This is a genomic window from Microvirga sp. KLBC 81 (genome assembly GCF_003075415.1).
GTDB lineage: Bacteria > Pseudomonadota > Alphaproteobacteria > Rhizobiales > Beijerinckiaceae > Microvirga.
In genome coordinates, this window is record NZ_QDAH01000157.1 from 2,501 (window position 1) to 5,947 (window position 3,447).

Sequence of the window (3,447 nt, forward strand, 5' to 3'; positions counted from 1 at the left end):
GCTGTAGGTCAGGGTTGTTTCCCTCTCCACGACGGACGTTAGCACCCGCCGTGTGTCTCCCGCGCAGTCCTCCCAGGTATTCGGAGTTTGGTTAGGTTTGGTACCGCTGTGGGCGGCCCTAGCCCATCCAGTGCTCTACCCCCTGGGGGATTCACGCGAGGCGCTACCTAAATAGCTTTCGCGGAGAACCAGCTATTTCCGAGTTTGATTGGCCTTTCACCCCTAGCCACAAGTCATCCGAGACTTTTTCAACAGGCACCGGTTCGGTCCTCCAGTGCGTGTTACCGCACCTTCAACCTGCTCATGGCTAGATCACCCGGTTTCGGGTCTAAAGCAACGAACTCAAAAACGCCCTGTTCAGACTCGCTTTCGCTGCGCCTCCACCTATCGGCTTAAGCTTGCTCGTTACTTTAAGTCGCTGACCCATTATACAAAAGGTACGCCGTCACCCAGGACGAACCTTGGGCTCCGACTGTTTGTAAGCATCCGGTTTCAGGAACTGTTTCACTCCCCTCGTCGGGGTGCTTTTCACCTTTCCCTCACGGTACTGGTTCACTATCGGTCGCTGAGGAGTACTTAGGCTTGGAGGGTGGTCCCCCCATGTTCAGACAGGATTGCACGTGTCCCGCCCTACTCAAGTCCTGTGATCACGCTTCTTCGTACGGGGCTATCACCCGTGATGCCGGCTTTTCCAAACCGTTCCGATGACGATCTCACAGGCACAGGCCTGGTCCGCGTTCGCTCGCCACTACTAACGGAGTCTCGTTTGATGTCCTTTCCTCCAGGTACTTAGATGTTTCAGTTCCCTGGGTTCGCTCTAAACCCCTATGGATTCAGGGTTCAGTCCCTTCATCTGACCCTCCGTATTCCAACGCCACCACAAGGATGAGGTCAGAATACAAAGGGTCGAAGGTGGGTTTCCCCATTCGGAGATTCCTGGATCAAAGCTCGTTCGCAGCTCCCCAGGACTTATCGCAGCGTACCACGTCCTTCATCGCCTCTCAGCGCCAAGGCATCCACCAGATGCTCTTACGACACTTGATTACTCTCATGATCGCTGTCCGCTCGGCAAAGACCGGACACGATCGCAAGAAAGACCCGTCTTCGGATTGCTCCAAAGACGTCTATTTTGCTTGCCAGGCATATCCGGCGCGCACGGCTGCGGGCCGTGGCTGGTTCGTTCAGGACTAGGTTGCCTGAACTGGCCGAATATGCCGCCTCTTTACGATTTCAAACATCCGCGCTCACCTCCCGGGGGAGGGACCACGAACCTCAATGACATCCAGAGCGCGAAGGCGCTCAATGGACCCCGGATACGGCACAGGACCGAAGGAATGGTGGAGCCTGTCGGGATCGAACCGACGACCTGAAGCTTGCAAAGCTACCGCTCTCCCAGCTGAGCTAAGGCCCCATTCTGGATTGCCTCAGACGCCGGCGGGAACCTCCGTTCCCTTGGCTGTCCGCGCCACGCGGCGCGGCGGCCAGTCGGCCTTGCCTCAGCCTTGCAGGCTTCGGTTGAAGCGATCCAACGATAATGGTGGGCCTGGGACGACTCGAACGTCCGACCTCACCCTTATCAGGGGTGCGCTCTAACCACCTGAGCTACAGGCCCGAACCGCATCCCAAGTCACACCGTGACCCGATCACTGTATCCGGAGAAGAAAGAGAAACGAAGACGGCAGCGTCCCGCATCTTAGGGCCTGACTGGCCCTGCTTGTTCTGAAGAGATCCGATAAGTTCAGCAGGATGCTGATCTTGAGGGATCATCCTTAGAAAGGAGGTGATCCAGCCGCAGGTTCCCCTACGGCTACCTTGTTACGACTTCACCCCAGTCGCTGACCCTACCGTGGTCGCCTGCCCCCTTGCGGTTGGCGCAGCGCCGTCGGGTAAGACCAACTCCCATGGTGTGACGGGCGGTGTGTACAAGGCCCGGGAACGTATTCACCGTGGCGTTCTGATCCACGATTACTAGCGATTCCGCCTTCATGCACTCGAGTTGCAGAGTGCAATCTGAACTGAGACGGCTTTTTGGGATTAGCGCCCCCTCGCGGGTTGGCTGCCCATTGTCACCGCCATTGTAGCACGTGTGTAGCCCAGCCCGTAAGGGCCATGAGGACTTGACGTCATCCCCACCTTCCTCGCGGCTTATCACCGGCAGTCCCCCTAGAGTGCCCAACTGAATGATGGCAACTAGGGGCGAGGGTTGCGCTCGTTGCGGGACTTAACCCAACATCTCACGACACGAGCTGACGACAGCCATGCAGCACCTGTGTTCCGGCCAGCCGAACTGAAGGAAGCCATCTCTGGCCCCCATACCGGACATGTCAAAGGCTGGTAAGGTTCTGCGCGTTGCTTCGAATTAAACCACATGCTCCACCGCTTGTGCGGGCCCCCGTCAATTCCTTTGAGTTTTAATCTTGCGACCGTACTCCCCAGGCGGAATGCTTAAAGCGTTAGCTGCGCCACTGACGAGCAAGCTCGCCAACGGCTGGCATTCATCGTTTACGGCGTGGACTACCAGGGTATCTAATCCTGTTTGCTCCCCACGCTTTCGCGCCTCAGCGTCAGAACCGGACCAGTAAGCCGCCTTCGCCACTGGTGTTCTTGCGAATATCTACGAATTTCACCTCTACACTCGCAGTTCCACTTACCTCTTCCGGTCTCAAGCCATGCAGTATCGAAGGCAATTCTGTGGTTGAGCCACAGGCTTTCACCCCCGACTTACAAAGCCGCCTACGCGCCCTTTACGCCCAGTGATTCCGAACAACGCTAGCCCCCTTCGTATTACCGCGGCTGCTGGCACGAAGTTAGCCGGGGCTTCTTCTGCGGGTACCGTCATTATCGTCCCCGCCGAAAGAGCTTTACAACCCTAAGGCCGTCATCACTCACGCGGCATGGCTGGATCAGGCTTGCGCCCATTGTCCAATATTCCCCACTGCTGCCTCCCGTAGGAGTTTGGGCCGTGTCTCAGTCCCAATGTGGCTGATCATCCTCTCAGACCAGCTACTGATCGTCGCCTTGGTGAGCCATTACCTCACCAACCAGCTAATCAGACGCGGGCCGATCCTTCAGCGATCAATCTTTCTCCTCTCGGACGTATCCGGTATTAGCCCAAGTTTCCCTGGGTTATTCCGAACTGAAGGGCACGTTCCCACGCGTTACTCACCCGTCTGCCACTCACCCCGAAGGGTGCGTTCGACTTGCATGTGTTAAGCCTGCCGCCAGCGTTCGTTCTGAGCCAGGATCAAACTCTCAAGTTGAAGAGAATTCGATCTCGACTGTCGTCTCAACGCATTGACAGAGTCCATCTCACTCCGGCCAAAGGACCGAAGCGGTGTACTCACCAAAGCATAGACCTGGTCGATGTCTTGTTCCGTCTGGTCCGAAGACCAGCGCAAGGACACCGCCGCCTACGCTTCTCTTTCTGTCTTCACCTGTCAAAGAGCA

General features: G+C 56.9%; 2 tRNA genes and 2 rRNA genes (1 of these 4 running past the window's edge). All 4 read right to left on the minus strand.

Annotated elements, in window-relative coordinates:
• Window positions 1-1,044 (minus strand): 23S ribosomal RNA (locus tag DC522_RS32170); it reaches 1,765 nt to the left of the window's first position.
• A gap of 291 nt (window positions 1,045-1,335) precedes the next feature.
• Window positions 1,336-1,411 (minus strand) — tRNA-Ala (locus tag DC522_RS32175).
• Window positions 1,412-1,535: 124 nt separating this feature from the next.
• A tRNA-Ile gene (locus DC522_RS32180) sits at window positions 1,536-1,612 on the minus strand.
• 161 nt (window positions 1,613-1,773) lie between these two features.
• Window positions 1,774-3,260: ribosomal RNA gene (locus tag DC522_RS32185) — 16S ribosomal RNA — on the minus strand.
• The 16S and 23S rRNA genes sit together here with 2 tRNA genes alongside, the layout of an rRNA operon.
• Window positions 3,261-3,447: the final 187 nt, after the last annotated feature.